The 24,539-nt window shown below is 34.1% G+C and carries 21 protein-coding genes and 1 pseudogene; 5 read left to right on the top strand and 17 right to left on the bottom strand.

The genetic code is table 11. The annotated features are described in order from the left end of the window. Positions 1 to 325: 325 nt before the first annotated feature. The 6 genes and pseudogenes from PQO00_RS20430 to argE all read right to left on the bottom strand — a co-directional run. Positions 326 to 397 (bottom strand): annotated as a pseudogene (locus PQO00_RS20430) (hypothetical protein); the annotation flags it as partial. A gap of 1,041 nt (positions 398 to 1,438) precedes the next feature. Beyond that, on the bottom strand, positions 1,439 to 2,167 hold the full coding sequence (locus PQO00_RS15985; protein WP_274185857.1) for a head GIN domain-containing protein: 729 nt from the start codon (positions 2,165 to 2,167) through the stop codon (positions 1,439 to 1,441). A 102-nt stretch (positions 2,168 to 2,269) separates the two neighbouring features. Further along, positions 2,270 to 4,096, bottom strand: a complete 1,827-nt coding sequence (locus tag PQO00_RS15980; RefSeq protein WP_274185856.1) for a PspC domain-containing protein — start codon at positions 4,094 to 4,096, stop codon at positions 2,270 to 2,272. Further along, positions 4,093 to 4,434, bottom strand: a complete 342-nt coding sequence (locus PQO00_RS15975; RefSeq protein WP_274185855.1) for a PadR family transcriptional regulator — start codon at positions 4,432 to 4,434, stop codon at positions 4,093 to 4,095. The genes PQO00_RS15980 and PQO00_RS15975 overlap by 4 nt, the downstream gene beginning before the upstream one ends. A 96-nt stretch (positions 4,435 to 4,530) precedes the next feature. Continuing rightward, positions 4,531 to 4,977 (bottom strand): DUF4870 domain-containing protein, encoded by a 447-nt coding sequence (locus tag PQO00_RS15970; RefSeq protein ID WP_274185854.1) that lies wholly within the window; start codon positions 4,975 to 4,977, stop codon positions 4,531 to 4,533. Between the two features lie 237 nt (positions 4,978 to 5,214). Continuing rightward, entirely contained in the window at positions 5,215 to 6,438 is a 1,224-nt protein-coding gene (gene argE, locus PQO00_RS15965; RefSeq protein ID WP_274185853.1) for an acetylornithine deacetylase, read from the bottom strand. 865 nt (positions 6,439 to 7,303) lie between these two features. Between argE and PQO00_RS15960 the strand changes: the two genes are divergently transcribed. The 3 genes from PQO00_RS15960 to PQO00_RS15950 all read left to right on the top strand — a co-directional run bounded on the left by PQO00_RS15960 (position 7,304) and on the right by PQO00_RS15950 (position 9,255). After that, entirely contained in the window at positions 7,304 to 7,759 is a 456-nt protein-coding gene (locus PQO00_RS15960) for a DUF4442 domain-containing protein (RefSeq protein WP_274185852.1), read from the top strand. Positions 7,760 to 8,128: 369 nt separating this feature from the next. Next, a complete protein-coding gene (locus PQO00_RS15955; protein WP_274185851.1) occupies positions 8,129 to 8,929 on the top strand; it encodes a TIGR00266 family protein in 801 nt (266 codons plus the stop codon). A 128-nt stretch (positions 8,930 to 9,057) separates the two neighbouring features. Next, complete coding sequence (locus tag PQO00_RS15950; RefSeq protein ID WP_274185850.1) at positions 9,058 to 9,255, top strand: hypothetical protein; 198 nt, start codon at positions 9,058 to 9,060, stop codon at positions 9,253 to 9,255. Positions 9,256 to 9,536: 281 nt separating this feature from the next. On the opposite strand, the gene PQO00_RS15945 is transcribed toward PQO00_RS15950, so the two are convergent. Then, entirely contained in the window at positions 9,537 to 10,136 is a 600-nt protein-coding gene (locus PQO00_RS15945; RefSeq protein ID WP_274185849.1) for a YdeI family protein, read from the bottom strand. Positions 10,137 to 10,318: 182 nt separating this feature from the next. Then, positions 10,319 to 10,939 (bottom strand): YceI family protein, encoded by a 621-nt coding sequence (locus PQO00_RS15940; protein WP_274185848.1) that lies wholly within the window; start codon positions 10,937 to 10,939, stop codon positions 10,319 to 10,321. A 126-nt stretch (positions 10,940 to 11,065) separates the two neighbouring features. Here PQO00_RS15940 and hemN point away from each other — a divergent pair, with 126 nt between their 5' ends. Together hemN and PQO00_RS15930 are read left to right on the top strand one after the other, a co-directional pair. Beyond that, the gene (hemN, locus tag PQO00_RS15935; RefSeq protein ID WP_274185847.1) at positions 11,066 to 12,430 is read left to right on the top strand and encodes an oxygen-independent coproporphyrinogen III oxidase; all 1,365 of its coding nucleotides are present in this window, start codon (positions 11,066 to 11,068) and stop codon (positions 12,428 to 12,430) included. 164 nt (positions 12,431 to 12,594) lie between these two features. Beyond that, positions 12,595 to 13,425: a universal stress protein gene (locus PQO00_RS15930; RefSeq protein WP_274185846.1), complete on the top strand. Its 831-nt coding sequence runs from the start codon at positions 12,595 to 12,597 to the stop codon at positions 13,423 to 13,425. Between the two features lie 179 nt (positions 13,426 to 13,604). Here PQO00_RS15930 and PQO00_RS15925 read toward each other — a convergent pair whose 3' ends face one another. From PQO00_RS15925 to PQO00_RS15885, 9 genes are all read right to left on the bottom strand, one after another. After that, a complete protein-coding gene (locus tag PQO00_RS15925) occupies positions 13,605 to 14,444 on the bottom strand; it encodes a cyclase family protein (RefSeq protein WP_274185845.1) in 840 nt (279 codons plus the stop codon). A gap of 516 nt (positions 14,445 to 14,960) precedes the next feature. After that, complete coding sequence (locus PQO00_RS15920; protein WP_274185844.1) at positions 14,961 to 15,662, bottom strand: sulfite exporter TauE/SafE family protein; 702 nt, start codon at positions 15,660 to 15,662, stop codon at positions 14,961 to 14,963. Positions 15,663 to 15,664: 2 nt separating this feature from the next. Continuing rightward, positions 15,665 to 16,111 carry a FixH family protein gene (locus tag PQO00_RS15915; RefSeq protein WP_274185843.1) on the bottom strand — a complete coding sequence of 149 codons (447 nt, stop codon included), beginning with the start codon at positions 16,109 to 16,111 and terminating at the stop codon, positions 15,665 to 15,667. A 65-nt stretch (positions 16,112 to 16,176) separates the two neighbouring features. Then, positions 16,177 to 17,601, bottom strand: a complete 1,425-nt coding sequence (gene ccoG, locus PQO00_RS15910) for a cytochrome c oxidase accessory protein CcoG (protein WP_274185842.1) — start codon at positions 17,599 to 17,601, stop codon at positions 16,177 to 16,179. A 103-nt stretch (positions 17,602 to 17,704) separates the two neighbouring features. Further along, the gene (locus PQO00_RS15905; RefSeq protein WP_274185841.1) at positions 17,705 to 18,595 is read right to left on the bottom strand and encodes a cbb3-type cytochrome c oxidase N-terminal domain-containing protein; all 891 of its coding nucleotides are present in this window, start codon (positions 18,593 to 18,595) and stop codon (positions 17,705 to 17,707) included. A gap of 85 nt (positions 18,596 to 18,680) precedes the next feature. Then, complete coding sequence (locus PQO00_RS15900) at positions 18,681 to 18,878, bottom strand: CcoQ/FixQ family Cbb3-type cytochrome c oxidase assembly chaperone (RefSeq protein ID WP_274185840.1); 198 nt, start codon at positions 18,876 to 18,878, stop codon at positions 18,681 to 18,683. 18 nt (positions 18,879 to 18,896) lie between these two features. Further along, positions 18,897 to 21,089, bottom strand: coding sequence for a cytochrome-c oxidase, cbb3-type subunit I (gene ccoN / locus PQO00_RS15895; RefSeq protein WP_274185839.1), 2,193 nt, complete (start codon positions 21,087 to 21,089; stop codon positions 18,897 to 18,899). Between the two features lie 92 nt (positions 21,090 to 21,181). Further along, the gene (ccoS, locus tag PQO00_RS15890; RefSeq protein ID WP_274185838.1) at positions 21,182 to 21,376 is read right to left on the bottom strand and encodes a cbb3-type cytochrome oxidase assembly protein CcoS; all 195 of its coding nucleotides are present in this window, start codon (positions 21,374 to 21,376) and stop codon (positions 21,182 to 21,184) included. Between the two features lie 682 nt (positions 21,377 to 22,058). Continuing rightward, complete coding sequence (locus tag PQO00_RS15885; RefSeq protein WP_274185896.1) at positions 22,059 to 24,434, bottom strand: heavy metal translocating P-type ATPase metal-binding domain-containing protein; 2,376 nt, start codon at positions 24,432 to 24,434, stop codon at positions 22,059 to 22,061. Positions 24,435 to 24,539: the final 105 nt, after the last annotated feature.

Here is a 24,539-nt window from a genome sequence, read left to right as displayed (position 1 = left end):
CGTCTTGATAATCATCCTCGTGTGTGTGAAAGCAATTCTCATGGGCGTTTCATCTATTTATTTTTTATTAAAACGGTGTCTATATAATATTAAGTCGACATTTTATCTATTTACCCCTATAAAGGCTCTGTTAAAGTTCTCTTAAAAAAATATTTTGCCCCCTCTTATGTTAAGAATCAGTTAAAAGTAGAGAATCCGAGCTATTTTTGTTCATCTTAATGTACACATTGGGAGGTATGTTATCCAATGCACCATGAGGTTTGAAATTGTTATAAACCGCTCTCCATATATCTGGTCTTTCCTGTGCACCTTCCATTTTTAGGAATCAATTTACGTTTAAACAGTCATTTCTAAAAGAGCCATTAAAGCTCTCTATAAAAGGGTTGTCTGTAGATTTTCCTGGTCTTTAGAAGTCTGGTTCTACTTGATGCCCATACTAATAAATTTATTTCCATTATCCACTTTGATGTGCTTTGGAAAAATACCGTTTTTAAAGCTAATCCTTTCCATAATATTTGCAAAATTGCTTCCTTTTAAGGATTGTCCCGCTCCAATGGCAGGGTGTTTTACTATAATTAACTACTACGGTTAAAGCCCTAAGCGCCTCCCTTTATATAACTGAACGTTAACAAAACCCATGCCATACTCCAGGCCTTATGTAAACTGGAAGCGCTACCATCACCAGGCTGTCTATATGGAGCTACGATTTAATAATAAACACTTTATGTAAAAGCATTCATTTCACACAACGGTTAATAGGGATATTATATTCCATACGTATCCCACGGACTAGCTCCCACTTTGGAAATGACCTTAAAACTTTTTTAAGAACGCCCTGAAGAATCTGCTCGTCAAGGCTAAGGGCTGCCCCTGTTTTTTTTAATTGAGGATTCCCTTAAAAGAGCTAAGGGATACATTTATATCTGGACATGTAAAATCGGGAGGAACTGTGTCCATTTTTGTTTTAGCAATACTTTTATACCCAGTCCCTGCCTCGCTGGCAGCTACCGTGAGTACACATCTATAAAAAAGACACGAATGGCACAAATTCACACGAATCCAATACTTTATGGTATAGATTGGACACAGCATGAATATGAATCCCTAGACTATATAGGCTTGAAATCTGTCAATAGTCTGAATAATTTGTGAAAATTTGTGCCATTCGTGTCCAATCTTTTTTTTGTGCTTTATTTGTGTACGCACATTAGTCACCGGCAGGAAGCTGAGTACATGTTTTCTATTTCATATAAGCACACTATAATTCAAATTTGTTTCGAAATAAAAAAACATTTTCTATTGCAAGCCTCGTGATCAGGGTTAACAATGCCAATTGAACAGGTCCATATCAAATTTTCCATTCCTAAATCTACGAAATGGTAGGCCCTTTGGGATCGGGAATAGGAATGGTTGCGGTACCGAGTACTATAAAGTTGGTTTATTGTTTTCTTATACTACCTGAAGTGCTATTGTTTTTATCTACTTTTTCTGGATTTCCGTAATATTTTATATCACCACCGCTTGTTGCCTTTGCTGTAAGTTCTCTGGATGTGTTTACAGTAATATCTGCACCACTTGTTGCTTGTACATGACTGGATTCAGCAATTAAATCGGCAGCTTTAATGTCGCTACCGCTGGTAGCTTCTGCAACAAGTTTAACTGTTTTTCCAGATAATCTTAAATCGCTACCGCTAGTCGACTTGCAATTTAGTACAGAGGTGTTTACTTCAAGTTTCATATCGCTACCACTGGTCGATTTAAGCTCTAAATTTTCAGTAGTTATCACATTTGTAGCATATACATCACTTCCGCTGGTAGATACGATACTTGAAATATCTTTAAAACTTACTTTAACCTTTTTTGATGTAGCTCTGCCAATACTTTCTTTGGTATGTATTTTTAAAGTACCATTCACTACTTCTACTAGAATAAGATCGTGTAGATTTTCATCAGCTTCAACGAAGATCTTTTCGTTATCGCTTTGTGTTAGATATACATCTAATCCCTCGGTAGCTTTAATAGTTGAAAAAGGCTCATTAATTGTTCTTTCTTCTGTTATAACCTTTCCATTTCCGCGAACTCCAGTATTGAAGTTCATATCGAAATTGCATGAAAAAAGTGTTAAGCTTAAAATAGTTGCTAAAATAAACTTTACTAGTGTTGCCATGGTTGTTCGTTTTTTGATTGATGTTTTTTTTTCAAAGATCTAATTAAGGATTGTCGATTAGTAATTTAAATGTCTGAATTGTTTGTTTTTATTGATGAATTGTTAATTGTCTTTTGATTTTATATTAATACCGCTAGAATCTATTTTAACTTTAATAGCATCATCTTCTCCAGAAATACCTTTTGCATTTACTTTTATGTTGACGTCATCATCTTTTATCTCTAAGCCATTACTATCTAATTTAACGCTGGAATCATCGCCATGAATGTCGATCTCTACACTAGAAGATTCTTCTATGGGACAGTCCAAACATGTAATACCATCATCAGTGATTTGTAAATAATGGTTAGCATCACTTGAGGATACAATGTTTCCATTATAGGTTCTATAGTTTAAAAAGGGCTTGGTGTTATTATTAAAATAAACAATACTTCCTTCTGGTAAATAAAGAATAACAACGATTTCCTGGTCACTAAATTTGTTTTCTACAGGGGTAGCTAAATAAGAATCCAATAATAATTCATGTCCATTAAAGGCATAGTTGTAACTTATATTTTTGGCACGTTCAATAGCTTTTTCATAATTACTGCCATCAGCACTTTTTTCAATACCTATTCTGGCCAAAGAATCGGTAGTAGATTTAACTATAATTCTAACATCCGATCTATAAATCGTTTTTTCTCCATTTTCGTTATTTAATACTTTAAACGAATGGTTTCTATAATAACTGTTTACATAAAAATCATTTTCTGCCATTTTAATTTTTAGCGTATCATTTGCGGTGATGTTTAATTCATGCTTTGCAATAACACGTTCGTCGAAAGTGTGTTCGCTCGCTTGCCTTATGCCTATAACGATTAAACCAATAATAGATATCAACCACAAACCTAGTAAGGTGAATTTAGCAATATTACCAATAGACTTCAGGTTGTTTATCAATATTTTTAATCCTAAATAGAACAGAAAAAAGAAAGGGATTCCAACTGTGAAAAAGGTAAATAAAGATACTAACCATACAGGTGTATTTCCCGTGTTAAAAACATCAATGAGATCAAGACCGGGAATATGAATAACATTAACTACGCCTAAAGAAAATAAAGCAATTATTAAAGATATAATCGTTATTGCTCCTGTAAAGAGCAGTATAACCCCAATAAATTTGGCAAACACTTTAAAAAAGAACATAATCACTTCTCCAAGTGTATCAAAAAATGTTTTAGAACTTGATTTTATCCTATTTCCTTGCTTTTGAAAATCTACATTTTTCGCTGCGTTTGAAACAGAATTTGAAACATTTTTAGCCGCAGCACCAACAGAATCGGTGACATTTTTGGCAACATCTGTTACGTTTTCAAAACCGTCTTTAATTTTTTTTTCAATGTTACTAATAGTAACGGGTTCCCCCGTCATCATTATTTTCTCTGCCGTTGTTTTTGCTTCGGGCACTAAAACCCATAACAAAATATACAAAAGAAATCCTGTACCAGCTCCAAAGATTAGGATAATCCAGGCTAAACGAATCCAAATAGCATCAATACCGAAGTAATGTGCTAATCCAGATGATACCCCTCCAACATAGGAATTGTCTGTATCCCTGAATAGTTTTTTAGAAGGTGAGGTTTTACGTTTATAAGATGTTTGAGGTTCGTCTTCAAAAATTTCATCATCAACCAAATAATCTTCTGGTTGTCCCATGATTGAAATAACTTCATCTACTTCCTTAATACGTATAACTTCTTTATTATTCTGTACGCGATCATTAAAAAGTTCTGCAATCCGCGCCTCAATATCCGATATGATCTCAGTGCGCCCTTGAGAATCTGTAAATGAACGTTTTATAGCCTCAAGATAGCGTTGTAATTTTAAGTATGCATCTTCATCGATATGAAAAAATATACCAGCTAAATTTATGTTGACAGTTTTATTCATTTTTTTGTTGTTTTTTGGCTTGTTACTATGTTTACTGCGTTTTGTAATTCACTCCAGGTCGTATTTAATTCTTTAAGAAACAATTTCCCTGTTTCTGTTAATCCATAATATTTTCTTGGAGGTCCAGAGGTCGACTCTTCCCATCTGTAGTTTAAAAGTCCTGCATTTTTAAGTCGGGTTAGTAAAGGGTAAATAGTCCCTTCTACTACAAGCAGCTTAGCATTTTTAAGGGTGCCTAAAATTTCTGCTACATAAGCATCGTCGTCTTTTAAGACAGAAAGTATGCAAAATTCCAACACTCCTTTGCGCATTTGTGCTTTTGTGTTTTCTATCTTCATATTCTAAAGCGTTTTAATATTATGAAACTGTTCATTTTTTGATTGATTATATTGATGAAAAATTGACATATACTTGAGCTAAGCTCTTGGTATATATTATTTTAAAAAATGGATTGTTAATGGATAATTGTATAGCTCCCCGTCTCTAGCTTTTAAGCTTGCATTGATAATAAACACAAGTTCCAGTATGAAACCTATAATGGCCAAAACCCCTAAGCTACCACCAATATAGAGTAGAGGAGAAGGCTTGCCAATATTGATATGAAAATCATGAAACCCATGAAAATCTATAAAGTCGATGCCATTAAATATTTTAAAAATAAAAAATGGAATGGTCAAGGTTCCTAAAATAAGCGCGTATAGTAAAATACTGATTTGAAAATTGATAGCCTGTTTGCCATGCCTATCTACAAATTCTGACTTATCCTTATTAGCAACCCAAAGAATAATAGGACCAATCAAATTTCCAAATGGTATTATAAACCTGCTAAAGGTTGATAAATGAATAAATGTTGCAATGTTTTTTTGATGATTGTCTAACATGGTTTTAAAACATATAATAGTTTCTTATACAAATATATGTCTAAAAGAAGGTATTATGTTACGCATAGTACTTAAATTTAACAAAATATTAACATTTTACTTTTTTATAGAGATAGCTTTAATCGACTGATAATAAGATGCTATCTCGTAAAAAGTAAATGGGAATCTTTTCAAAAAATAAATCTTTTAATAAAATTAGCCTATTTCCGATTGGTCATTAAGTATTCTAACTTTGACTTATGTAAAATCAGGATGTGACATTTCTATAATTAATTTAGAAATCATTTCCATGCCTTTTTTCAATTCGTCTTTAGCGATAAACTCATTGGCTCTATGAGCTTGAATAATAGAACCAGGCCCACAGATAACACTCTGGAAGCCACCATTTTTAAATTGACCAGCCTCAGAGGCATAGGCAACGGTATTTAATTTTGAGTGTCCTGATATTTTTTTTATTAATGACACCACATTATCCGTTTCTTTAGTGTTTAATGGTGGTACAGGCCAATGGCTTTCCACTGTTTTAATTTTAAAATCGGGATATATAGTTTTGAGTTCTTGTTCTCGTGTTCTACAATGTGCATCAAATTCAGCAACAATACTTTTAGTGTCATCCATTGGGATTGCACGTAAATCCCAAAAAAAAGAAGCTTTGTCCGCAATAACATTTGGAGCAATACCACCTTTAAATTGTCCAATATGAATTGAGGTATGTGGCGGATTAAAACGATTGTCCATTCGACCAGCATCGATTAAATCGTTCATTTTATTTTCTAGCCATAGTATAAGTCTCGCAGATTCGTGAATGGCACTTACTTCTTGTTTAATTCTGCTGCTGTGTCCTGCAGAACCTTTAACAGCCGTTTCTAAAATATAAATACCTTTTTGTCCAACGATTGGCTCCATAAGAGTAGGTTCGCCTATAATTGCATATTTTGGAGTTTCAGTATAGGTTGTTTTTATATGTTCTATCAAATCCGGTGCTGCCAAACAACCAACTTCTTCATCATAAGAGAACGCAAAATATATGGGTTTGATTAAATTGGTCTTTACCATTTCCGGCAACATGACGAGACAGGTAGCAAGAAAGCCTTTCATATCACAAGAACCTCTACCGTAAAGTTTGCCATCACCTTTATCAACTAATTCAAACGGATTGGTGTCCCAATCTTGGCCTTCAACAGGAACCACGTCGGTGTGACCTGAAAGTATAAGGCCTCCATCTACAGCTGGTCCGATTCTGCAATGTAAAGATGCTTTGTTCCCTTCTTCATTAGGAACCATATAGACGGTTACATTATGGGATTCAATATAATCTTTAATCCAATTGATGATGCTTAAATTACTTTCCCCTCCCAATACCGGAAATGAAACGAGTTTAGTTAAGATGTCTTCTACCGTCATTGTTATATTTTTAATTATTGTTTTATCTAGATTGTTTTCAATATTATTATGGCTCATGTAGTTGTACAAATGTAAGATTCGAAGATAGTATTTTCTTTTAGAAACAAATTGTGCCAGTTATTGTTTAGAAGTACTGGTTAGGAAAATTGAAATTTTTTGTGATATACAAAAGAGAAAATAGAGGGATAGCTATGTATCCGCAATGGTATGTTTGATTGATTACAGATTGATTGAATTGTAACTTTCATATTTATACATATTATTCATCATGGAGTCTTTTCTTAAATTTTTAGTAGAAATTTTTGTTCAAATGTTTTTTGAAACAAAAACAGGCTTAAAAGTTTTAATTGTTATCGTAATTGTGACCATTTTTTATTTTCTATTAACATAACTACAGGTTTTTTACTATTATTAAAATTATTTCAACTATAGCTTTTGTTATATTTAATATTTTTTTTACCAACCTTAGTAATTTGTTTCTTCTTCTTTGTTTCATAACAGAAATTTTTTAATTCATCTTTCTATTATTAAAACGCATGAAATTAAAAAGAGGGGGTAAAGTCTAAGAAACATTTTTCTAATTCATAATTGGTATTACTCCATTTCCTACTGTTTTAAAGGCTTAATTAAATCGTAAAAAAGTCTAAGGTTGTATAGGATGGCCAAATAGTCAATCTCACCCAAATAAACTGATTAATAATAAAATATTGTTGTTTTTAATGTAACTAAAAAGCATTAATAGTACTCTTCTAATTGCTCTAAAAAAGTTGCGAGCTCTACATTACGGTTAGTCATAATAGGCCTGTCTGTACTACGACACTATAATTAAAAGGATTTATGGTGTTTTTACTTCTAATAATTACGGCTATTAAATAATGTTTAAATTTGTTGTTATTGAGGGTAGAAAAAATAAACTGTTAATATGGATATAACACCCAGAAAACTAAATGCCTTTATGATCTTTAAATTACCCGCTGCGTATTTTTGTGGAATTAGAACAAAATATATAGATACTAATAAGTGCATAGTAACGGTGAGGTACAAATGGATAAATAAAAATCCATTTAAATCTATGTTTTGGGCGGTGCAGGGAATGGCAGCAGAGTTTTCAACGGGTGCTCTAATGGTTTCAAAAATTAAAGCATCTGGAAAGCATATTTCTATGTTAGTGACCTCAAACAAAGCAACATTTACCAAAAAGGCGGTTGGGAGAATAACCTTTACTTGTTATGATGGCAAGGATATAGAGGAAGCTATAAAAAAAGCCATAGAAACAGGAGAAGGACAAACTATTTGGGTGAAATCCATTGGTGTAAACGAAGAGGAGTTAGAAGTTTCTAGCTTTAATTTTGAATGGAGTATTAAGGTGAAAGGGTAATGTTCAGTGTTCAGTATTCAGTATTCAGTGCTCAGTGTTCAGTATTCAGTGTTCAGTTGGCAGTAGGGAAGTAGGGATTAGGTAGTAGGTATTGGGTCTTTTCTTTGTGAGTCTCTGTGCTGACTTTGTGAGTCTCTGTGGAATAGATGGGGAGTAGCCATTAGGGATGAGGTATTAGGAAGTAGAGTAGGGAGTAGGGAGTAGGGAGTAGGGAGTAGGGAGTAGGGAGTGTTTGGTAGGTCTTTTCTCTGCGAATCTCTGAGCAAGCTTTGCGAATCTCTGAGGAATAATTAATTGGAATTTTATAATTTTTGTAACAAAACCTAAAACAAATCAACAAATAAACAAATCAACAAAAAACAATAAAAAATGACAGCACACGAAATTGATTATAGAATATACGGAGAAGAGATGCAATATGTAGAAATTGAGCTTGATCCGGATGAAGGTGTTATTGCTGAAGCGGGCAGTTTTATGATGATGGACGATGGTATAAAAATGGAAACCATTTTTGGTGATGGCTCTCAAAAAGATTCTGGATTTTTAGGTAAAATCCTGGGCGCAGGAAAACGTATTCTTACTGGAGAGAGTTTATTCATGACCGCTTTTTATAATAACTTGGTCGGTAAACGAAATGTATCTTTTGCTTCACCATATCCTGGAAAAATTTTACCAATAGATTTAACAGCATTTGGAGGGAAGTTTATTTGTCAAAAGGATGCTTTTTTATGTGCTGCTAAGGGCGTAAGTATCGGTATTGAGTTTTCGAAAAAATTAGGAAGGGGTTTATTTGGTGGTGAAGGTTTCATCATGCAAAAACTAGAAGGAGATGGTATGGCATTTGTTCATGCAGGTGGAACGATGGCCAAAAAAGAATTACAAGCGGGAGAAACACTAAAAGTAGATACAGGGTGCATCGTTGGCTTTACTCAGGGCGTAGACTACGATATAGAATTTGTTGGTGGTATTAAGAACACTATTTTTGGTGGAGAGGGACTGTTCTTTGCGAAACTACAAGGACCAGGAGTCGTTTATATCCAATCATTACCATTTAGTAGATTGGCGGGACGTGTTTTGGCATCAGCTCCACGAGGAGGCGGTAAGGATAAGGGAGAAGGTAGTATTTTAGGAGGTTTAGGGGATTTACTGGATGGAGACAATCGTTTTTAAATGTTAAATTTTTTTAAAATAAAAAAACTTATGTAATTTTTCATTAATTTTAAGTTCACTAATCAAAAGACATCGCTTATAAAAAAAATCTACTTTTTTACACAAACCTAAACCTTATAACATAAATTATGGCAAGAGCAATGCTAGAGTATACTAAAACTGTACTTAGAAAAGTCAGTTTTGATACGACGTTGTTTTGCAAAGAAGTACAAAAGGCGGTACAGCGTTTACTACCTTATGAGATAGAAGAGCTTAAAATATTTATTCATTCTCTTGTACAGCAGAACCCTGAGTTAAATCAATGTTTAATTTATTTAAAAACATAAGAAAAGAAATCAGACAAAACCAAATCTTAAAAAATTAATGTAAAGAGCTCGATATCATATATCGGGCTCTTTTTATTTAAGGATTAATCAGGGACTTTTTGAGATCAAGATCAATTGCTTATTGCTTGACTCTATTCTGGTGATGTGATTTCTTACTTTAGCCTGTCTTGAGCATCTCGACTCCGCTCGATACAGGCTTAGGTCGAAAGATTCGAAATGACCAGGAACAATAAAATGAGACCTCGTTCATGAAATGACAGCCTATTACAAGTTGTGATAGCTTAGCAGTTTTTATATTTATCGTTTAAACCTATGTTTTGCAAAATCATGGGTGTGATTTTTTCTAAACGGGTTTGTTTGGTCGTTTCACGTTTTGCACTGTCGATATATTCACAGTATTCTCGCTGTTTATAAGGAGATAAAGATTCAAAGCTGTTTTTTAACCCCTTGTTTTTTGCTAATAAATCATTTAATTCCTTAGGAATAACAGTCTCTTTTTTATTGCGATCAGGTTTTATTTCTTTGCCTAACTTTTGATTTTCGATAGCTTCTTTGATGTAATCCAAAATAATATTTTCATCAATTTCAGAAACAGATTCAAAACGCATTTGCCTTAACGCCTTCGTTTTGTTTTCCTGGGCATTTACAAGTATGTTATGTTTGTCCTTTAGAAATACACCATTAAAGAACCAAATACCAAAATGATTTTTGAATGCGCCTAGACCTAAAACATTTTTATTGTTTATAGTATAAACAGGTGCATTCCATTTTATAGTTTCAACACATTCAGTCCTGTTAATAATATCCCGTAACAAAACGAGTGCTTCACTAAAATGAGCATGTTCTTCTATGTATTCTTCAACAGAATTGATTTTTTTCATTTACTATTTTAAAGGTTTGTACATCAATGGGGGCACGTTACTAAGTTAACGAAAAAAAGTTGATACAGACATTCTGTGTTTATGCATGCCATTTAATCCTTTTTATAGTAATATGATTAAATAAAAAAGCTACTTTAATAAGTAGCTTTAATATGAATTATATAATAAAAATAGGTGTTTTATTAACTTTTGCGAAGAAATGTATTTACTTCTATAGCTACATCTTCCCAAGTTTTACTAACGCCATCAGGCCCTTTGTGTAAATCAAAACAAGCTTTATTAATAGACTCTAAAGCTCCTAAGGCATCCCAGTCTTTAAGATTCATTGTACCAACCATGCTTACACGTCTCTCATCTGTTATATCAACCTTTAATGGTAGATCATGCGTCACACCATTCATGGTAATAGAAGCCACGCATACATTATTAGTATACTTAATGGTACCTTTTAAAAGTTCGGTATCTAACATAGCTCCAAAGAAAAACTCTTTTAATTTAGCATCGCGAGCTTCATCTTTAGTAAATAAACTACTTACAGGGATCGAAAAGTTTAAATTGTTTAAAGCTTCTTGGGGCGTAGCACCTTCTTTATTTTCAAAATTTAAAATAGCAAACTCACCAGCTACCCCTTTTTTTTCAGTAGTCTTATAAGCGGTCCATTTTACTGATGTTGCCTCAGGTTTAACTACAAACTTTTCTGTTGTTTCTACTTGGGTCGGCGCCTCTGTTTTTGTTTCTTTTTTTTGTTTACATGAAGTTATTCCCATAGAAATAACTATTAATAAGATGATTGCTCTCTTCATTTTTTTGTTGTTTTTTTTGGCGATGTGAAATTAAGCTAATAATAATCGAATTGCAAATGTTCGTTATGACATATGTCATATTTTTAAAGTATACTATGTTATATTTTTGAAATATAAATGTTAGGTATGTTAAATTCTTTAGTAAATAAATACAATATTGCTGGGCCTCGTTATACGAGTTATCCAACCGTTCCTTATTGGAACAATGAGACATTTTCTTTAAAAAAATGGAAGTCGTCTTTAATACAATCCTATAAAGAAAGTAATTCGGAAGAAGGTATAAGCCTTTATATTCACTTGCCATATTGCGAGAGTTTGTGTACGTTTTGCGGGTGTAATAAGCGTATTACAAAACAACATAGTGTTGAGTCTCCCTATATTGATGCTGTTCTAAAAGAGTGGGATTTATACTTAGCATTATTTGATGAAAAACCCATTGTTAAAGAACTGCACTTAGGAGGTGGTACACCTACTTTTTTTAGGCCTGAAAATTTGCAGCGATTGATTAAGGGCATCTTAAAACACTCCATACTTGCAAATGACCATGAGTTTAGTTTTGAGGGACACCCCAATAATACCACTCGAGGACATTTACAAGCACTTTATGATGTTGGATTTAGAAGGGTGAGCTATGGTGTACAAGATTATAATGAAGCAGTACAAAAAGCGATCCATAGAATTCAACCCTTTGAAAATGTAAAACGGGCAACCGATATGGCCAGGGATATTGGATATACTTCGATTGGTCATGATATTATTTTTGGTTTACCGTTTCAAACTTTAGAGCATGTAAAAGAAACTATTTTAAAAACAAAAACATTACTCCCAGATAGATTGGCATTTTATAGTTATGCTCATGTGCCATGGATGAAAGGGAACGGCCAACGCGGATTTCATGATTCCGATTTACCATCTGCCGAATTAAAAAGGCAACAGTATGAATTGGGTAAACAATTACTTTCCGAAGTTGGTTACAGTGACATAGGGATGGATCATTTTGCTTTAACTACAGACTCGTTATATGAGTCTATGGTAAATGATCACTTGCATCGAAACTTTATGGGATATACAGCTTCGAAAACTCAGGTTATGATTGGTTTAGGTGTATCATCTATTAGTGATAGTTGGTACGGATTTTCTCAAAACGTTAAAAGTATCGAAGCCTACCATGATTTATTAAAAGATAATATTTTACCAGTTTATAGAGGGCATATTCTCAATGAGGAAGATTTAATTATAAGAGAGCATATACTTAATTTAATGTGTCGCTTTAAGACGACCTGGGAACAAAACAATCTTGATTTTAATGGATTACCAGATGTTATTGACCGGTTAAAAGAAATGGAAGTAGATGGATTGCTTAAGGTTGGTTCCAACACCATTCAAGTAACCAAAAAAGGCCGGCCATTTGTTAGAAACATTTGTATGGCTTTTGATCTATTATTACAAAGAAAACAGCCAGATACCCAGTTGTTTTCTAAGACGGTTTAACTAAAAAGAAAACCTTGATGCTTAACAAAGGGATCCATGTCATGGTGTTGTGACGCTAAAAGGTGGGTTTAAACCTTTTGGCTATACGCTTATGATAATGTAGGATAAATATCCTTAATTTAGGAACATGAAGTAAAAAGATATTCATTATAAAACTAAAAAATATGAAGAAGATTATTGTACCGATAGATTTTTCTGAACATTCAGAATACGCTTTAAATGCAGCAGCAAAGTTGGCAAAAAAGCATGATGCTGAATTGCTAGCGTTACATATGTTAGAAATGTCTGAAGTTATACTTACAGCAGGAGGCGAACAACCTCAAAAAATAATTTATTTTTTAAAATTGGCAGAACAAAGATTTGAAGATTTTCTTAAAAAAGATTATCTAAAAGATATTAAAGTAACACCAATTGTTAAGCATTTTAAGGTGTTTAGCGAAGTTAATAACATTGCAAAAAAGTATGATGCAGATCTTATAGTCATAGGATCCCATGGAACCAGTGGTGTTAAGGAATTTTTTATTGGCTCTAATACAGAACGTGTTGTGAGACATGCAGATATTCCGGTATTGGTCGTTAAGGATCATGTGCCCCAGGTTAATTTTGAGGTGGTGGCCTATGCTTGCGATTTTTCAGAGGATTCCATTACGGCTTATTTGAATGCCGTTAAAATGTTTGATAAGATGGGTTCTAAATTGTATTTGGTTCATGTGAATTTGCCAAATGACCGATTTAAAAGCGCTTCAGAAATAGAAAGGCTTGCTGTTAACTTCTTTACCAAAGCTGATGGAAATTTAGATAGAATGGATGCTGTTCATTATACTTCAGATTACATCGTTGAGGATGGCATTTTAAGTGCTTCAATTAAAATAGGAGCAGATTTAATTGCCATTCCCACACATGGAAGAAAAGGGCTATCCCATTTTTTTCAAGGAAGTGTCGGTGAAGATGTTGCAAATCATTCAACCTTACCAGTAATAACATTTAAAATTTAGAGGATACCCTTTCAAAAGGGAAATGGTATTAATTGCTAGTGATTCATTATTGAGAATGGGCGATCTACATTTATTTTTAGATCGCCTTTTTATAAGTTATATCGCCCCTAAGGTCCATTTTTCAGGAATCAGGGCTTGCCCTGGGATTTAATACCTTTTTAATATATCTGTGTATGTGGTTATTTTTGCCTGTCATTTACCATGGCTATGATCCTTAAAGGCGCTCCACTTCCGCCTTCTATTTTCATAGGTAAGGCAATTATTTCAAACCCTTTTAAAGGCAATTTATCCAGATTGGTGAGGTTTTCGAAAACAGGAATATTTTTCTCTAAAAGAGCAATATGGCTTTCAAAGGATTCGGATTGTCCGTAATCAATACTAGGGGTATCAATACCTATAGATTTAATATTACGATTTTGTATTAACCATTTGGCTGCGTCTGGAGAAAGTCCTGGAAAGTGCAATAACTTAATGGCATCTTCTCCGCGTTTATCCGTTCCTAAGTATTTGATCTTGTCGGGATAATATTTTGAAAAGCCCGTTTGTAATAGAACAATACTTCCCTCTGGGATGGTCATATCTTGACTTATTTCCCAAGCCTTAAGATCTTCAATACTCACTAGATAGTTAGGATTGTTAATGGCCTTTGAATATACATCGATCTTGACGGCATTTCCAATTAATTTTTCGAGAGCTATTTCATCTACAGTTTGGCCATTTTCAACAAAGTGAATGGGGGCATCTATATGAGTACCTCCATGTTCTGCAGTACAAAAATTATTGGCCGAATAATAATACCCTTTATCCGTTTGCCCATTATATACGGTATCCAATTTAAACTCTTGCGAGGTTACCCAATAAATAGTCTCGCTAGAATAGGTATGCGATAGATCAATGATACTTTTTTGTATGTCTTTTTTTGGTGTTGTAGTATTATCGACTTTTTCTGAAGAAGCGGTTTTGCTGTTACAGGCAATTAAGGTCAAAGACAATAGGAAGTAAAAAATTGTTGTTTTCATTCAAATTTTGGTTTTTAAAATTATGCTCAAGGATGTGCGTATTACTTGTTGCTGGTTTTTTTATTGAAAAAAATCTACTGTTTTTAAAGATAATAAATTTTCTAAAATAGAACTCATCTTGACTTTTTGTTTTTAACCGAAATCGAAGATTCATGAACTCCGATTTATGATAATAAGAGTTAAGTGAACTAAAATGAGCTAAAATTTGTTCAGATAAGGCACTTTTTGAAAGTCATAACTTCGTTACGAATAAGAAAAGGAACGAAATATGAACAAATATGAGCCATTCCTGCCTGCCTGCAGGTTTTAGGAAATAGAAAAAGTCAAGATGAGTACCTGTAAAAGTGTCTTATAATCAAGGTAAATTCTGTTATTATTAAAGGTATTATTGATTTGGCCAATTCTTATATCCATACTATAAAAAAGAGAAATCGGGGTAAATGTAATGAAAATCAGTAAGTTATTAGGTGCCTTGAAAAATTGACAGCTCAGTATTGGATGTTAATCCTTTCATGGTTAATGACATTCAATGGCACTAGAAACACTATTTAAAATAGGGGTTGGGGAAAGGTAAGGTATTCCAAGTCCCAAACCTCGAAGAACAAAAAGACAGCCAATAAGGACCACAAAAACTGGAATTGCTTTTTGTATTTTTTGTCTGGCTGTGCCTTTTAAAAAGTTACTAAAGTAAATAGCAGCGGTCATTAATGGTAGGGTGCCTAAACCAAAAGCAGCCATATAGAAGCTACCTTTTAATATATCTCCACCAGCAATGGCTCCAAATAAAGCCATATAAACAAGTCCACAAGGTAAAAAACCGTTTAAGAAACCGATGGTTAAAAACGTATCGGAAGTTTTCTTTTTTAAAGCATGTCCCAAAGCGGATTTTACTTTAGAAATAAGCTTATAAATAGGTTTTGAGAAGTTATACTTGCTAAATGTTCTTTGTGGGATTAAAACAATCAAAATCATTAAAAACCCAGTGATAATAGAAAGTTGTTGTTGAAACCCAAAAATATACAGGCTCTTACCAATACTCCCAAACACTAAGCCAATAATACTATAAGCTAATAGCCTCCCAAGATGATAAGTAGTGATCTGAGATGCTTTTTTAAAGGCATTTGTTCGGTCTAAAGGGAGCATAAAAGCAATGGGGCCACACATGCCCAAACAGTGAAAACTTCCTAAAAGCCCTAATATGAATGCCGAAATTAACATGTTTAATAATTAATGGATTCTTTAAATAAATAAGAGATGCCGTTATATTGCCAATCAATTTTAATATTCCAACGACCATCTACCAAACGATTGTCAGGTATGAGCAAATAAGGCTTGGATAATGAAATAATGGTATCAAAATCCAAGTGTTTGTTAGATGGTCTATATAGGAATATTTTTCCAGTGATTTTTTTAAAGTCTATAGCCTTAGGGAATTGAATAATTAATCCTTCGACAGTTTTTTTATAGGTAATGTTTTCGCCCAGGTTTTTAGCATTTTTTAGCTTATCAATATCTTTTTGATATGCTAATTCTTCGGCATAATAATCTTCTGTCACTAAATCGTGGTCATAAGCATCATTTACGTTCATTGTAATAATAAAATACATTATAAAGCTTATAAAACCTATAAAGGCCATTACGATACCTGTTCCCCAGTTTATTTTCATAACTATATTCTTTTGTCATTCCCTCGAAGGAGGGAATCTCCTTTTTAGTTAATATTCAATTTATTTTACTTATAACTTCTCGGTCCCAAAAAATTGGCTGTTGTCGTCTCGATTAATTTATCACCTGCATATACGCCTATTTTTATTTTATTTCTATCACCTGTTAAGGCCGAGTTATTAATCTCTACAAATAATGTTCCTTCTGAAATACCTTGACTTGGTACTACAAAACTATCGTGGGTAGCTACCAATTTTAAATTTCCTTTATGCGACATTAATTTAAAACTAACATCATGAATGTCTTTCGTTGTTTTATTAACCAATTTATACGTAAAGACATTGCTTATTATGTTATTTTCTTTATGTTCGTACAATTGGCCAGGTAACCTTAGTACATTGGCTTCTACATCATTTCTTAAAAACAGCATACCGGTTAGCAGGCCAATTAGAATAGAAAGAACCGCAATGTAGCCTTTTATCCTTGCTGTTAATTTAAAAGGTGTTTTCTTTTCAATATTATCTTCACTGGTATATCTAATCAATCCTTTTGGGAGATCGATGCTTTCCATAATATGATCACATGCATCGATACAGGCAGTACAGTTTACACACTCTAATTGTGTGCCGTTTCTAATGTCAATTCCAGTTGGACATACATGGACACATTGAAAACAATCAATACAATCACCATGTCCTAAAGTTTGTCTGTCTTCATTTTTTCTAAATTTCTTTCTGCCATTTTCTCCTTCACCTCGTTTATGATCGTAGGCAACAACAATCGATTTGGTGTCTAAAAGCACACCTTGTAATCTGCCATAAGGACAAGCGATAATACAAACCTGTTCTCTAAACCATGCAAAAACAAAATAAAATACTGCCGTAAAAATGGTCAATGAAATTAGGGTGCTTATGTGGTTAAAAGGCCCATCGATTATGTATTGAATAAGTTTATCGCTTCCAATTAAGTATGCCAAAAACACATTAGAAATAATGAAAGAAATAATAAGAAATATGGCTAGTTTTAATCCTTTTTTTCTAATTTTTTCTGCGTTCCACGGTTGTTTCGATAATCTTATTTGTTTGCCTCTATCACCTTCGATCCAATATTCAATTCTACGAAAGACCATTTCCATAAAAATGGTTTGAGGACAGATCCACCCACAGAAAATCCTACCAAACGCCACCGTAAAAAGTGTAATGAAAATGACACCAATAATCATTGAGACCACAAACAAATGAAAGTCTTGTGGCCAGAATGGAAATCCAAAAATATTAAAACGACGTTCTAAAACATTGAACATTAAAAACTGATTCCCATTAATCTTTATAAAAGGAGACAGTAATAAAAAGGCCAGCAATCCATAACTTACCCATTTTCGGTATTTATAAAATGTTCCGCTGGGTTTTTTTGGAAATACCCAAGCACGTTTACCTTCTTCGGTAACCGTACCTATAGAGTCTCTGAATGTTTCATTTTCTGGCGTTTCCAAAATTTTTTGCTTTGTAAGACCAGTCAGGTCTTTAAAACCTGACTGGTCTTAATTTTGTTCATTCTAGTTAGACGAAGTTGTTAGGGAGTCTACTTGAATAGTACTAGTTTTCATTTGTTTGCGCATTTTTATCTACCCATATGTCACCTTCTGGAGCTTTAGGATTGGCAGGTGTTGTTCCTTGAAATGTTAAAACATAGCTTGCTACTTGTGCTATTTCTAACGGTTTTAGTTGCTGCTTCCAGGCAATCATACCTTTACCAGAACGGCCTCCTTCAGATACTGTTCTAAACACGCTTTTTATATCGCCCCCTAAGATCCAATTTTGATCGGTTAAGTTTGGGCCAATACCACCACCGCCATCGGCCATATGACAAGCAACACATGTGGTTTCGAATATCTTTTTACCTGCATTTAAGTCTGCAGCTTCGGTAAGTAATGTAACCGTATTTATATCTACTAAATCTTTAGCCGTTTTTTTATAAGCTTCAATAGCCGTTTTTGCTTCTGCTAGTTCGGTTTCTAATTCATCGATTTGAGTGTCACCATTAAAAACATGATATTTTAATAAATAAACAGCTGCGAAAATAATAGACATGTAAAAACCATATAACCACCAAGGTGGGAGGTTATTATCCAGTTCTTTTATACCATCATAATTATGATCTAATATGATTTCGGCTTCTTCTTCAATTGGTTTTTGTCCAAGAAGCTTTGCATAGGTGTTTTTAAACCAAGTAAATCGATACTGTCTTTCCTGTAAAAATCTTGCTCTAGCTTCTTCGTCCAACTTTTGCAGCATGATATTTTCTAAGGCACTAACAATGGCTTCAATGGCAATTAATATCAATAATACTAAGAAAAGAAAAAGTAAGATAATCGGATATTCTACAAATGCAGGTTTATCTCCTGAGTCTACAAAATATTCAACAGTTCCAAAAATAATAAAGAACACTATTGGAACTCGTATCCAGGATGGGATTAATTTTTTCATTTGATGGTTTTTTTATTGTTTTTTAATGTACAAATGCAATCTCCGATTTTATTCAAATATGAACTTGTGCTTTGAACAGTCGGTTTCATGATATATCGTCATTTTGGTTATTGTGGTGGTTGTCTAACGGAATGTTACTTACGGTTTTTATATAGTCTTTTTTAGCAGTGATAACCCACCAAAAAAGGACCACAAAAAATATAAAAAAGATGAGCAAAGAGAGCATCGGATAAATTTCGATGCCTGTGATACTCTCCATATGGTTTTTTACAAATTTTAACATGCGTATTGTTTTTGATGGTTATTTTTGTGCTGTTTCTACCTTGATATCGGTTCCTAAACGTTGTAAGTAAGCTATAAGAGCCACAATTTCCCTGTTTTTCATTTCAACAAAATCTTCGCCATTTTCGGAAGCATATTTTTTATCGGCTTCATATGTATTGGCAAAATCGGGATCTGAATACAGGTTTTGTTCTATTTGCGTGCCTTGTGCTAGCATATCTTGCTGAGCATTGGTAATGTCTTCTTCGGTATAGGGAACCCCTAATGATACCATTGCTTTCATTTTAGACTCAGTCATAGATTTGTCCAACTTACTGCTACTGCCGGTTATTAACCATGGATAACGGGGCATAATGGATCCTGATGAGGTACTTTGCGGATCGTACATGTGGTTAAAGTGCCAATTATCAGAATATTTACCACCTACTCTATGTAAATCCGGTCCGGTACGTTTGCTGCCCCACAGAAATGGATGGTCGTAAACAAATTCTCCTGCTTTTGAATAGTCGCCATATCGTTCTACTTCACTTCTAAAAGGGCGAATCATTTGTGAATGGCAGCCTACACAGCCTTCACGGATATAAATATCACGACCTTCTAATTCTAAAGGGGTATAGGGTTTTACACTGGCTATCGTAGGAATATTGGATTTCACCATAATGGTTGGTACAATTTGAATAATGCCACCTATTAAAATGGCCACTGTTGCTAAAAGTGTTAACTGAATTGGTCTACGTTCTAACCAAGTGTGCCATCCTTCACTTGCAGTACGTTTTTTGGTAACACGCTCTAGAGCTGGTGCTTCGGCCAATTCATTTTCAACCTTGCTGCCTTTTTTAATGGTTACCATAACATTGTAAATCATAATTAGCATACCTGTAATGAATAGCGTTCCTCCAATGGCACGCATCCAGTACATGGGAATGATTTCTGTAACAGTTTCTAAGAAATTGCCATAAACCAATGTACCATCGGGATTGAATTGCTTCCACATACTCGCTTGTGTAAAGCCAGCAACATACATTGGTAAGGCATACATAATAATGCCCAGTGTGCCAATCCAGAAATGCAGATTGGCCAGTCCAACAGAGAATAGTTTTGTTTTAAAAAGCCTAGGCACTAACCAGTATACCATACCAAAGGTTAGGAACCCATTCCATGCTAAGGCGCCTACGTGTACATGCGCAATAATCCAGTCTGTAAAGTGTGCAATGGCATTTACATTTTTAAGCGAAAGTGTCGGGCCTTCAAAGGTTGCCATACCATACCCGGTAATGGCTACTACCATAAATTTTAAAACGGGATCTGTACGCACTTTGTCCCAAGCACCTCGAAGCGTTAAAAGGCCGTTTATCATACCGCCCCAAGATGGCATCAATAGCATCACCGAAAAAGCCACACCTAAGTTTTGAGCCCATTCTGGCAAGGCTGTATACAATAGGTGATGAGGGCCTGCCCAAATGTATATAAAGATCAATGACCAGAAGTGCACTATGGATAGCCTATAAGAATATATGGGTCTGTTGGCTGCTTTAGGAATAAAATAATACATAAGCCCTAAAAAGGGGGTCGTTAAAAAGAATGCTACAGCATTGTGCCCATACCACCATTGTACTAAAGCATCTTGTACGCCTGCATATACCGAGTAACTTTTTAATGCACTAACAGGTAATTCCAAACTATTAAAAATATGAAGTACAGCAACGGTAACGAATGTGGCTATATAAAACCAAATAGCAACATATAAATGGCGCTGTCTTCTTTTTAAGATCGTACCTATTAAATTCCATCCAAAAACAACCCAAACAATTGCAATAGCAATATCAAAGGGCCATTCTAACTCTGCATATTCTTTTGATGTTGTATAACCCAAAGGTAAAGTGATTGCAGCACCTACAATAATAAGTTGCCAGCCCCAAAAGTTAATTTTACTTAAGGTGTCATTAAACATTCTAGCTTTTAACAGACGTTGTGTGGAATAGTAAACTCCTGCAAAAATGGCATTACCAACAAAAGCAAAAATTACGGCATTGGTATGTAATGGCCTTAATCGACCAAAGCTAAGCCATGAAATACCGTCGGTTAGATTAGGGAATAAAAACATGAATGCCAGTAGTAGACCTACCAACATCCCTACAACCCCCCAAAGCATGGTGGCGTATAAGAAATTTTTAACGATTTTATTATCGTAATGAAATTGCTGCATTTTCATAATGGATTGTTTATTTGATTTTCAAATGTCTTATGCAATCGCCAAATTTAGGATTGGTTTTCTAATTAATTTTTGTGATGGCGATTTCATGGTCATAGTTGTTGATCTTTTTTGTTTAGTATTGTTTTATTGGAATTTTCTTTAACGAGCTCATCTTCAAATAACATCCTTACAGAAGGGGTATAGCTATCATCGTACTGTCCTTTTTTTACAGCCATAATAAAGGCTATAAAGAAACCAACAGCTACAATAATACTTATAGCTAATAAAATATAAATAACACTCATACCTATTTGAAGTTATGGTTCAAAATTACTGTCATACCTATTGTTAAAAAATGATATTTATCATGTTTCATTATTTATTTCCAATTTGGTTGTTTCACGGAGTTTCGTAGAGTTTTGATTCCATTACCATCGATCTCATTATAATATTACAACTGTCTTTGCGGGTCTCCGTGAAAACTCAGTGTATCTCTGTGTTATAACCCTTATTCTGGTTGTTTCACAGAGTTTCGCAGAGCATCACAAAGTTTCGCAGAGTTTGGATTCCATTACCATCGATCTCATTAGAGTATTGCAAATGACCTTTGTGGGTCTCTGCGAAAACTCAGTGCATCTCTGTGTCATAGCCCTTATTCTAGTTATTTCACAGAGTTTCGCAGAGTTTGGATTCCATTACCATCGATCTCATTAGAGTATTGCAAATGACCTTTGTGGGTCTCTGCGAAAACTCAGTGCATCTCTGTGTCATAGCCCTTATTCTAGTTATTTCACAGAGTTTCGCAGAGTTTTGATTCCATTACCATCGATCTCATTATAATATTACAACTGTCTTTGCGGGTCTCCGTGAAAGCTCAGTGCGCCTCTGTGCTATAGCCTTTAATTGTTTCACAGAGTCGCACAGAGTTTATTACAAATACCTTTGTGAGCCTCCGTGAAAACTCAGTGTATCTCTGTGTTATAGCCCTTATTCTAATTTGCGCCCAATAATATTGGTTGCTATCGTTGTAAAAGCGACAATACTAATGGAACTGAGCGGCATTAGTATAGCTGCTACAACGGGGGCTAACTGACCAGTTACTGCAAAATAGAGCCCGATACTATTATATATGAACGAGAGTAAAAAACTCCATTTAATAATTTTTATAGCGGATTTGGATATTTTTATATAATTAAATAATTGGTCGAATTTTGAAGCGTCTAAAATAGCGTCACAGGCAGGGGAAAATACGTTTACATTTTCCGAAATAACAATACCAACATGACTTTGCGCTAATGCGCCGGCATCGTTTAGTCCATCGCCTATCATTAATACATGGGCACCTTCATCTTGATGGTATTTAATGTATTCTAATTTGTCTTCTGGTTTTTGATTGAAAAGTAGCTTTGTTTTAGTGGGAAGTAGCTTTGTTAAGTTATCCTTTTCCCCTGCATTATCACCAGAAAGAATAACTAGGTCATAGGTTTCTTTAAGCGCATTGAATAGCTGTGATATTCCTTTTCTATAGGCATTGTAGAATGTAAACTTGCCTTTATATTGGTTATTGGTACTTACGTGCACCGTAGTATTTAATGTTGCCGTGTCACTCGTATGACCAACAAAAGGAGCCGATCCTATTTTTATCTTACGGTTTTTATATTGTGCTTCAATACCCTTTCCTGAAAATTCTTTATAAGTATCTAAATCGACAATGTCATGTTTATTTAAGATATTGTATAGCGATCGACTTAATGGGTGATTGGATCCTCGTAATGTGCTTTTTAATAAGGTTTCTTCATCTAAAGAGAACTCGTAGCCTTCATAGTTTATAGTTGTTTTCTTGTTGACAGTTATGGTACCGGTTTTATCAAAAATGATGGTGTTTATTTTAGACAATTGCTCAATGACACTGGCATTTTTTAAATAGAACTTTTTCTTGCCCAGAATGCGTAATATATTTCCAAAAGTGAAAGGAGCAGATAAGGCAATGGCACATGGACAGGCTATAATCAATACAGAAGTAAAAACATTTAATGCTTTACTGGCGTCTGTTAACAACCAAAATGAAGTAGTGATTAATGCAATGAGTAAAATGGCAATTGTAAAGCGCTTACTAATGCTATTGGTAATATTTGTAAATGATGATGCTTTGTCTTTTTTAAACACATCGTTACTCCAAAGTTGTGTCAGGTAACTCTGTTCCACCGATTTTAGTACATCTACTTCAATGCTACCATCTAATTGTTTTCCGCCAGCAAACAATTTATCGCCCGATTGTTTTGATACTGTTTTGGATTCCCCCGTTACAAAGCTATAATCTATGTGTGCTGTTCCTTTTATTAAAATACAGTCTACGGGAATGAGCTCCTCATTTCTAATAAGTAATCGGTCGCCTTTTTCGATGTCATATACTTGTATGGATTCTTCTGTCCCTTCTGTTGTTATTTTTGTAATTCCGATAGGGAAATACGATTTGTAATCGCGTTCAAAGGATAAAAAGGTATATGTTTTTTGTTGAAAAAACTTTCCCAGTAAGAGAAAGAAGATAAGCCCGGTTAAGCTATCAAAAAAACCAGAACCTACATTAAAGATAATTTCAGTAGAACTTCTAACAAATAATACCAAAACACCTAAAGCGATAGGCACATCGATATTTAAAATTTTAGATCGAAGTCCTTTAAATGCAGAAATAAAATAATCTTGTGCCGAATAAAAAACAACAGGAAGCGAAAAGAAAAACATGAGCCATCTAAAAAGGGGTTTATATTTTTCTATCCAAAAACCATCTACTTGAAAGTACTCCGGGAATGATAAAAACATCACATTTCCAAAGGCAAAACCAGCGACTCCCAATTTGTATATCAGGGAGCGATCTGTATGTTTTTTGCCAACACTATAATCGTCTAAACTTATAAAAGGTTCGTAGCCGATACTGCTTAATAAAGCAACCAAGTTTTTTAGTGTGAGCGATTCACTATTAAAAGTGACTCGAACATTTTTTTTACCAAAATTGACTATAGACGAACTTATTGATGGATTCAGCTTATTTAAATTTTCTAGAATCCAGATGCACGAACTACAATGAATATGTGGGATATATAAAGTGACTATTTGAGTGTCGTCGTTATTAAACTCCAATAGTTGTTCAACAATTTTAGCATTATCCAAAAAATTGTATTTGCCTTCAATATCTTTAGGGGTTGCTCCAGGTGCCTGTTGTAAATCGTAGTAACAGGTTAAATCGTTTACAGAGAAAATTTCGTAAACAGTTTTACAACCATTACAACAGAATGATTTATTATCAAATGTTATTGTAGAGGCTGTAGCATCTAGCCCACAATGAAAACATGTGTTGTTGCTCATTATTATTTGCTCATTTATACCTGCAACAAAAATCATAAATGATTTCACTTTATCATATGATAATTGTCATGTTTTCTTTATTTTTACTTCATGGGTAATTAATTA

It is taken from the genome of Flavivirga sp. 57AJ16, from assembly GCF_028736925.1.
Lineage (GTDB): Bacteria > Bacteroidota > Bacteroidia > Flavobacteriales > Flavobacteriaceae > Flavivirga.
The sequence above is the reverse complement of the archived record's forward strand: the minus strand, read 5'-3'. Positions and strand labels throughout refer to the sequence as shown.

What these genes read in the sequence shown, in the direction of transcription:
- PQO00_RS15985 (WP_274185857.1), bottom strand. Translation starts at nt 2,167, where the DNA reads ATGGCAACACTAGTAAAGTTTATTTTAGCAACTATTTTAAGCTTAACA.
- PQO00_RS15980 (WP_274185856.1), bottom strand. Translation starts at nt 4,096, where the DNA reads ATGAATAAAACTGTCAACATAAATTTAGCTGGTATATTTTTTCATATC.
- PQO00_RS15975 (WP_274185855.1), bottom strand. Translation starts at nt 4,434, where the DNA reads ATGAAGATAGAAAACACAAAAGCACAAATGCGCAAAGGAGTGTTGGAA.
- PQO00_RS15970 (WP_274185854.1), bottom strand. Translation starts at nt 4,977, where the DNA reads ATGTTAGACAATCATCAAAAAAACATTGCAACATTTATTCATTTATCA.
- argE (WP_274185853.1), bottom strand. Translation starts at nt 6,438, where the DNA reads ATGAGCCATAATAATATTGAAAACAATCTAGATAAAACAATAATTAAA.
- PQO00_RS15960 (WP_274185852.1), top strand. Translation starts at nt 7,304, where the DNA reads ATGGATATAACACCCAGAAAACTAAATGCCTTTATGATCTTTAAATTA.
- PQO00_RS15955 (WP_274185851.1), top strand. Translation starts at nt 8,129, where the DNA reads ATGACAGCACACGAAATTGATTATAGAATATACGGAGAAGAGATGCAA.
- PQO00_RS15950 (WP_274185850.1), top strand. Translation starts at nt 9,058, where the DNA reads ATGGCAAGAGCAATGCTAGAGTATACTAAAACTGTACTTAGAAAAGTC.
- PQO00_RS15945 (WP_274185849.1), bottom strand. Translation starts at nt 10,136, where the DNA reads ATGAAAAAAATCAATTCTGTTGAAGAATACATAGAAGAACATGCTCAT.
- PQO00_RS15940 (WP_274185848.1), bottom strand. Translation starts at nt 10,939, where the DNA reads ATGAAGAGAGCAATCATCTTATTAATAGTTATTTCTATGGGAATAACT.
- hemN (WP_274185847.1), top strand. Translation starts at nt 11,066, where the DNA reads ATGTTAAATTCTTTAGTAAATAAATACAATATTGCTGGGCCTCGTTAT.
- PQO00_RS15930 (WP_274185846.1), top strand. Translation starts at nt 12,595, where the DNA reads ATGAAGAAGATTATTGTACCGATAGATTTTTCTGAACATTCAGAATAC.
- PQO00_RS15925 (WP_274185845.1), bottom strand. Translation starts at nt 14,444, where the DNA reads ATGAAAACAACAATTTTTTACTTCCTATTGTCTTTGACCTTAATTGCC.
- PQO00_RS15920 (WP_274185844.1), bottom strand. Translation starts at nt 15,662, where the DNA reads ATGTTAATTTCGGCATTCATATTAGGGCTTTTAGGAAGTTTTCACTGT.
- PQO00_RS15915 (WP_274185843.1), bottom strand. Translation starts at nt 16,111, where the DNA reads ATGAAAATAAACTGGGGAACAGGTATCGTAATGGCCTTTATAGGTTTT.
- PQO00_RS15905 (WP_274185841.1), bottom strand. Translation starts at nt 18,595, where the DNA reads ATGAAAAAATTAATCCCATCCTGGATACGAGTTCCAATAGTGTTCTTT.
- PQO00_RS15900 (WP_274185840.1), bottom strand. Translation starts at nt 18,878, where the DNA reads ATGTTAAAATTTGTAAAAAACCATATGGAGAGTATCACAGGCATCGAA.
- ccoN (WP_274185839.1), bottom strand. Translation starts at nt 21,089, where the DNA reads ATGAAAATGCAGCAATTTCATTACGATAATAAAATCGTTAAAAATTTC.
- ccoS (WP_274185838.1), bottom strand. Translation starts at nt 21,376, where the DNA reads ATGAGTGTTATTTATATTTTATTAGCTATAAGTATTATTGTAGCTGTT.
- PQO00_RS15885 (WP_274185896.1), bottom strand. Translation starts at nt 24,434, where the DNA reads ATGAGCAACAACACATGTTTTCATTGTGGGCTAGATGCTACAGCCTCT.